The sequence below is a fragment of the Teichococcus aestuarii genome, from assembly GCF_042651065.1.
GTDB lineage: Bacteria > Pseudomonadota > Alphaproteobacteria > Acetobacterales > Acetobacteraceae > Pseudoroseomonas > Pseudoroseomonas aestuarii.
Genome location: NZ_JBHSCH010000113.1, coordinates 1 through 7,458, shown reverse-complemented (window position 1 = coordinate 7,458; position 7,458 = coordinate 1). Strand labels below are relative to the sequence as shown.

The following is a 7,458-nucleotide window of genomic DNA, read 5'->3' as shown; positions in this document are numbered from 1 at the left end:
CGCCCAGCGTGCCGAGCAGGGCGGTGCCGCGCCGCGCGAGGCCGGCGGCGGCCAGCCCCACCACGAGGTCCGCGCCCGGCCCGGCGGGGGCGGGGGCGCCCGGCTCCCAGGCCTCGAAGCCGAAGACGATGTTGCCGGCATGCGGCGGGATGGCGGCGGCGCAGGCACCGCCCGGCGCGCACGTGGTGGTGGAGCGCCCCGGCCGCCCGCTGGCGGCCAGCACGGCCAGCAGCGGCCGCGTCAGCGGCCCGCCATTGGCGCCCAGCTCCAGCACCCGCAGCGGCCGCCCCGGCGGCCAGCCGGCGACGAAGCGCCCCACCGCCTGGGCCAGCACGGCGGCCAGCCGCTCGAAGCCCAGCGCATCGGGCGGCGGCAGGCTCTCGGGCTGCGATTCGCCGGAGAGCGCCTGCGGCAGGCGCTCGGCCGCCAGGGCCAGCCAGCCCAGCTCATGCGCCAGCGCCGGGCTCTCGGCCAGCACGGCGCGCCAGATGTCGCCGGCTTCCGGCAGGTCCTCCGGCGGCGGCAGCAGCCAGCCCTTGGGGCCCGGCTCGGCCAGCCCGTCCTCGGCCAGGGCGCGCAGCAGCGACAGCGCGTAGGGCGAGAGGCCGGCCGCCGGCAGCAGCCCCGACACCCCGGCGCGGGCGCGCAGCGCCGCCTGGGCGCTGGACACCACATGGCCCTCCAGCAGCAGCGCCGTCTCGCTCAGGTCGTGCTCGGCATCCTCGGCCAGGGCGGCGCGCAGGGCGGCGTCCAGGTCGACCGACGGGGCGGGGCCGGGCGCCGCCTCCAGCGCCTGCGGCTCGATGCGGAACACCGCCTCCGCCACGGTGGGGCGCGGGGCAAGGCGGATGGACTGCATCCAGCCCTCCTCCAGCTGCGCCACCACCTGCCCGTTGCCGTCGCGCAGCCGGGCCGCGTAGTGGCCGGAGCGGCTGCCGCGGTGCAGCAGCGCCAGCTCGGCGCTGACCGGCACGGGCGCGCCGCGCCGCAGCAGCAGCCGGCCGAAGCGCACCGGCACCACGGCGGTGCCCTCCTCCTCCCGCTGGCCGGGGGCGAACAGCGCCACCAGCCCGTGCAGCGCCGCGTCCAGCCGCACCGGGTGCAGCAGCCAGCCGGCCGAGTCGGGCGGCGCCGCCGCGGGCAGGACGAGGCGCACCCCGGCCTGCCGGCCATCGGCGGACAGGGTGGCTTCCGCCGCCGCCTGGAAGGCGGGGCCGTAATCCAGCTGCAGGCGGCGGGCGATGGCGAGGATCTCCCCGCCCTCCAGGCGCGGCCCTTCCAGCGTGGGGGGCGGGGCGGCGTCCAGCGCCGCCGGGGTGGCGGCGGCCGCCTGGCCGCGCGCGTGCAGGGTCCAGCCCTCGCCGGTCAGGCGCGGCCGGCTCTCGATCTGGAACAGGCCGTTCTCCGGTTCCAGCACGAAGCGCAGCTCGCGCGCCGAATCGGCGGAGAGCGGCAGGGCGCGCAGGATCTGCACGTCGCGCAGCTCCAGCACCGGCGCCTCCGGGAAGTGCTGGGCGGCGGCGGCGAGCGCCATCTCCAGCATGGCGGCGGCGGGCAGCACCGGCTCGCCGCCCAGCCGGTGGTCGGCCAGCCAGGGTTCCTGCGCCGTGTCCAGCAGGCGCGACCAGCGCCCCGCCTCGTTGCCCTGGCGGAAGCCGAGCAGCGGGTGCTCGGCCACCGGGTCGGTCAGCCGCACGGTCTCCTGCGTGGCGGCGAACCAGTGGCGCTGCCGCTCGAAGGGCGTGAAGGGCAGGCCGCGCCGCGCCGCCGGGCCCTGCCAGGCGGGGCCGCCGCGCGGGTCGGCGCCCAGTGCCAGGGCGCGGTCGGCCAGCGCCGGGAAGGGGTCGCCCGGCGGGTCGCGGCGGCTGAGGCTGGCCAGCACCGGCGCCTCCGCCTCGGCCGCGCGCAGGCTCTCGCGCAGGTAGGATTGCAGCACCGGGTTGGGGCCGATCTCCAGGAACAGCCGGGCGCCGGCATCCACCGCCGCCTGCACCGCCGCCTGGAAGCGCACCGGGGCGCGCAGGTTCTGCCACCAATACTCGGCATCCAGCGCCGCGCCTGGCAGCTTGGTGCCGGTGACGGAGGAGAGGAAGCCGATCCGCCCCGCGCCCGGGGCCTCCTGGGGGGCGAAGCCTTCCAGCTCGGCCAGCAGCGCCTCGCGCACCGGGTCCATGGCGGCGGAGTGGAAGGCGTAGTCGAGATCGAGCCGCACGGCGGCCAGGCGCTGCGCCTTGGCGGCCGCCACCAGCGCGTCGATCGCCGCCTCCGGCCCGGCCACGGTGATGGCGTCCGGCGCGTTGTAGGCGGCGATCTCGGGGCGCCAGCCGGATTCGTCGGGCGGGCAGGCGGCCAGCAGCGGCGCCGCCGCCTCGGCTCCGGCGCCGATCGCCGCCATGCGGCCCTGGCCGCGCCGGCTGTGCTGGGCGCGGGAGCGCGCCACCACCAGCCGCGCCGCCTGCGCCATGGTGAGGATGCCGGCCGCCTGCGCCGCCGCCACCTCGCCCACCGAATGACCCAGCACGTAGTCCGGCCGGATGCCCTGCGCGGCCAGCGCCGCCAGGATGCCGTGCTGCACCAGGAAGAGCAGCGGCTGCGCGCGGTCGGTGCCCGCGAGGTCGTCGGCGGTGGCGCCCGCCGCCAGCAGCGCGGCGCCGGACCAGCCGGTGAGCGGCGCCAGCACCGCATCCGCCGCCGCGACGGCGGCGCGGAAGGCGGCGTTGTGCGCCATCGCCTCCCGCGCCATGCCGGCGAACTGCGCGCCATTGCCGGAGAAGACGAAGGCGATGTGCCCGCCCGCGCCGCGCTTGGCGACGCCATGCGTCACCCCCTCCGGCCGGGCGCCGGCGAGCCAGCCCTCCAGCCCGGCGCGCAGGGCCGCGGCATCCTCGCCGCGCAGCGCCAGGCGGTGGCCGTGCAGGTCGCGGTGGCGGCCGAGGCCGCGGCGGAGCGGCAGGGTGTCCGTGCCGTCCTCCAGCCGGTCCCGCCAGCGGGTGGCCAGTGTCTTCAGCGCGGCGGCGGAGCGGGCGCTCAGCACCAGCGGCGGCGCCGGCCCGACGTCAGCAGGTTGGGCGGCGTCAGGCTGGCTGGTGGCAGGCTGGGGAGGGGCGGCCCCCAGGAGCACCGAGGCGTTGGTGCCGCCGAAGCCGAAGCTGTTGACGCCGGCCACCGCGCCCGGCGGCAGCGCCTCCAGCGCGGTGGGGACGCGCAGGTTCAGCCCGGCGAAGTCGATGTTCGGGTTGGGCGTGCTGAAATGCAGGTTGGGCGGCACCGCGCCCCGCTCCAGCACCAGCATGGCCTTGAGCAGGCCGGCGATGCCCGAGGCCGGCTCCAGATGGCCGATATTGGTCTTCACCGAGCCGATGGCCAGCGGCGTGGCGCGGCCCTGCGCCAGCGCGGTGCCGATGGCCCAGGTCTCGGCCGGGTCGCCGGCCTGGGTGCCGGTGCCATGCGCCTCGAAATAGGCGATGTCGTCCCGCGCCACGCCGGCCTCGGCCAGCACGCGCTGCAGCAGCGCCGCCTGCGCCTCGCGGTTGGGCAGGGAGAGGCCGATGGTGCGGCCGGCGGCGTTGGTGCCGGCGGCCAGGATGACGCCGCGGATGGCATCGCCCGCCGCCAGCGCCGCCGAGAGCGGCTTCAGCACCACGAGGCCGGCGCCCTCGCCGCGCACATAGCCGTCCGCCGCCGCGTCGAAGGCCTGGCAGCGGCCGCGCGCCGAGAGCATGCCGGCGCGCGAGAAGCCGACGAAGGCGAAGGGCGAGAGCAGCATCTGCACGCCCCCCACCAGCGCCGCCTCCACCCGCCCCGCGCGCAGCGCCGCCACCGCGGCCTCCAGCGCCACCAGCGAGGAGGAGCAGGCGGTGTCCACCGTCTGGCCGGGGCCGCGCAGGTCGAACACGTTGGTCAGGCGGTTGGCCAGGATCGACAGCGTGTTGCCGGTCATGAAGTAGCGGTCGGCGCCGGGGGAATCGCCCAGGCGCAGCTCGGCATAGTCGGTCGAGGAGCCGCCGACCCAGACGCCCACGGCGCGGCCGGCGAGCTGGCTGGCCGGCCAGCCCGCATCCTCCAGCGCCTCGGCCGCCACCTCCAGCAGCAGGCGCTGCTGCGGGTCCATCTCGGCGGCCTCGCGCGGGGAGAGGCCGAAGGCAGGGGCGTCGAAGCCGGAGATGTCGCCCAGATGCGCGGCGGCGAAGCTGTAGGAACGGCCCGGCTCGCCCTTGCGCGGGTGGTGGAAGGCGGCCTGGGTGAAGCGGTCCGGCGGCAGGGTGCCGACGCAGTCGCGCCCGGCGGCCATCATGTCCCAGAAGCCATCCAGATCCTTGGCACCCGGCAGCCGGCAGGCGGCGCCGATGATGGCGACCGGTTCAGCGGCGCGCATGGCGGATGGAGTCGGTCCTTGAGTCATTCCGTATGCTCTGCGGCCGGCAGGAGAGGCCGCGCAAGAGAAGCGTCAGGGAAAAAGCCGAGGATGAAGCCAGCCAGCTTGCCGGGCGCGGACGAAGCCCCGTCCGGCAGGACTGTCATGACATGGCCGCATCCCGCGCGGCAACGCCGCCGGCCATGCCGCGCCAGCTGTTCGCGGCCTCGGCGCGCCCCGGCAGCCGCTTCTGCAGCCCTGTCATCCGCCAGGCGGGGTCGGTGACCTGCCAGAGCAGGTCGTCCACCTGCCCGAAATGCTCGGCCCAGCTCGGGGTCCGCCAGCCTTCCATGCGGCGCAGCTGCGCCTCGCGCGACTGGCTGCCGGGGGTGGCGTAGTCGATCACGGCATTGCGCCAGGCGCTGCCATCCAGCGGGTCGAGGTAGTCCGGCACGGCGCCGCCCACCTCGCGCAGCGCCGGCAGGTCGGAGCAGATGACCGGCAGCCGCACCGCCAGCGCCTCGGCCAGCGGCAGGCCATAGCCCTCGGCGAAGGAGGGGAAGAGCAGGGCGCGCGCGCCCTGCAGCAGCTCGGCCACCATGCGGTCCGGCAGCTGGCCCACCTCCTGCACCAGCCCCTTCAGCACGGTGCAGCGCTCCAGGATGTCGACGACGTTCTCGTTCTCCCAGCCGCGCTTGCCGATGACCAGCAGCCGCGGCGTGGCGGCGCCGTGCCGGCGCGCCAGCTCCCGCCACAGATGCAGCAGCAGCAGGTGGTTCTTGCGCGGCTCGATGGTGCCGAGGGTGATGAAGTAGGGGTCGATCGGCGTGCCGTGCGACGGCGTGGACTGGGTGTCGATGCCGAGCGGCGCCACCACCACGGGCGGCGGCGCGGCGCGCCCGGACAGATAGGGCGACAGCGCCTCGGCGGTGGCGACGGAATTGACGATCACGCCATCCGCCAGGGCGGCGGTGGTGGTGATGCGGCGCAGATGCTTCTCCGCCTGGCCGGGGCGTGCGTATTCCGGATGGGTGACGGGGATCAGGTCGTGGATCAGCGGCACGAAGGCGCAGCCGGCGCGGCGCATCGCCTCGATCGGCCCGCTGCGGTCCAGCGCCTGGTGGGAGACGAGCAGGAAGGCCAGCCGGCGCGTGCCGTTCATCAGCCGCGCCAGGTCGGAGCGGCCGAGGCCGAGCAGCAGCCGCCCCCGCCCCAGCCCGCCGATGCGCGCCGCGGTGCGGAAGGCCGGGCCATTGGCCAGCCCGCTGCTCCAGGCCTCGGTGAGGGCGGCGACGAGATCGGCCACCAGGCGGCGGGGCAGCATGGCGAAGCCGCCCTGCAACTCCTGCCCCACGAAGCTGCAGGAATCCGGCGGCGCCGCCAGCCAGCGCCGCGCATAGGCGAGTTCGACGCGATCAATGCCCGACGGGGTGCGCTTGCGGCCGCAGCTGAGCAGCCGGGAGACATCCAGAATCACGTGCAGGCCGTCGGCGCGCGAGTCAAAGGGCATCGTCGATCCCCAGAAGGGCGGCGGGCTCGGCGCGCCGCCCTAGTTGGTAAGCAGTAATGACTTATGCTGCGACCGCGAAGAAAAGTAACTCACGAAAAAGTGGGTTTCCCCTGATTTTCCGGTTTCGCGTCATGCGAGTAGCGAAAGCTTGGCAGCGTCGGCTTTCGCCTTCCGGTAGCAATAGCGGCGCTTACGGGTTGTGTCGCGTCGAAAATGATCGGGCGATTGATCGTTATTGGTTTATTCGTCAGTCGGCCTCCGGCATTATCACATTGTTGTGCCTTCCTTCCAGTAGAACATCGCGCATCGTCTCAGCGCTTTTGATGCGGATGTCCGCGAAGGCGTGGGGGGTGTGGAAGGCGCTGTGGGGCGTGACGATCAACCGGCCCGTGAGCCAGGGCTCGCGCGCACGGTAGGCTGCTAGCAGGGCCGGAATGGGCGCAACCGGCGGTTCCTGTGGCAGCACGTCCAGTCCGGCGCCGGCGATGTGGCCGTCGCGCAGGCAGGCGGCCAGCCCGTCGAGGTCGAGGATCGGCCCGCGCGCCGTGTTCACCACCACAGCGCCGGGGCGCAGAAGGCGCAGCGCCGCCTCGTCCAGCAGGCCGCGCGTGGTGCGGGTCAGCGGCGCGTGGATCGAGAGCGTGTCGGTCTGCGCCAGCAATTCCTCCAGGCTGCGGGCGCGGGCGATGCCGAGCGCGCGGTCCACGCCGTTCGGCAGGTAGGGGTCGAAGAACACCACGCGGAAGCCGAAGGCCTTCGCCCGCAGCGCCACCGCCGTGCCGATGCGCCCGAGGCCGAGGATGCCGAAGGTCTGCTCCGAGGCGCGCTGGACCAGCGGGCTGTCGAGGTAGCGCCACTCGGCGGGCGGGTCGGCGCGCTGCAGGTCGTGGTGCAGCGCGATGCCGCGCCGCAGCGTCAGCGCCAGGGCCACGGCGTGGTCGGCCACCTCGGTGGTGCCGTAGTCGGGCACGTTGCACACCGTCACGCCGCGCGCGGCGAGCGCCGGGCGGTCCAGCCGGTCGTAGCCCACGCCCATGCGCACCACCACCTTCAGCTTCGGGAAGCGGTGCAACTGGCTGCCCGGCAGCCAGTGGCGGAAGATGAACAGCCCGTCCGCCTCGGCGCAGAGCGCATCCGGCAGCTCCTCCACCCCGCCCGGCCCGCCGCCACGGATGACCCGCACCCCGGGGCCCAGGATCTCCTCCTCCAGCGTGGTGTCGGGGTACAGGCCTTCCGGTTCCAGAACGGTCAGCATGGGTGTGCTCTCCTCCAGGTTGAGTTTGTTGCGCGGAGGATGCGGGGGCCACCTTGGGCGCGCAAGCCACCCCGCCTATCCTGCGCCCGGCAAGGCAGGGAGGCAGGCATGACGGTGGAGCGGAGAATCCTGGTCACGGGTGCGTCGAGCGGCATCGGCGCCGCCACGGCGCGGGCGCTCGCCGGGCCGGGCGTGGCGCTGGCCGTGCACGCCCGCAACAACCGCGCGGGGGCGGAGCGCGTGGCGGCGGAGGCCCGCGCGCGGTTGTTGCGGGCGTGCACGGCCAGCGCCACGCCCGGCCCGGCGAGCGCCCGCGCCGTGGCGGCGCCGATGCCGCTC

The 7,458-nt window shown here is 75.4% G+C and carries 4 protein-coding genes; 1 reads left to right on the top strand and 3 read right to left on the bottom strand.

From position 1 onward, the window contains the following. From ACFOY6_RS23295 to ACFOY6_RS23285, 3 genes are all read right to left on the bottom strand, one after another. Positions 1-4,375, bottom strand: a 4,375-nt coding sequence (locus ACFOY6_RS23295) for a type I polyketide synthase (RefSeq protein ID WP_379652385.1), incomplete at its 3' end; no start/stop codon positions are given. A 142-nt stretch (positions 4,376-4,517) separates the two neighbouring features. Then, positions 4,518-5,864: a glycosyltransferase family 4 protein gene (locus tag ACFOY6_RS23290; protein WP_379652384.1), complete on the bottom strand. Its 1,347-nt coding sequence runs from the start codon at positions 5,862-5,864 to the stop codon at positions 4,518-4,520. Between the two features lie 247 nt (positions 5,865-6,111). Further along, a complete protein-coding gene (locus ACFOY6_RS23285) occupies positions 6,112-7,119 on the bottom strand; it encodes a C-terminal binding protein (protein ID WP_379631747.1) in 1,008 nt (335 codons plus the stop codon). Positions 7,120-7,227: 108 nt separating this feature from the next. Here ACFOY6_RS23285 and ACFOY6_RS23280 point away from each other — a divergent pair. After that, positions 7,228-7,458, top strand: a 231-nt coding sequence (locus tag ACFOY6_RS23280; RefSeq protein WP_379652383.1) for an SDR family NAD(P)-dependent oxidoreductase, incomplete at its 3' end; no start/stop codon positions are given.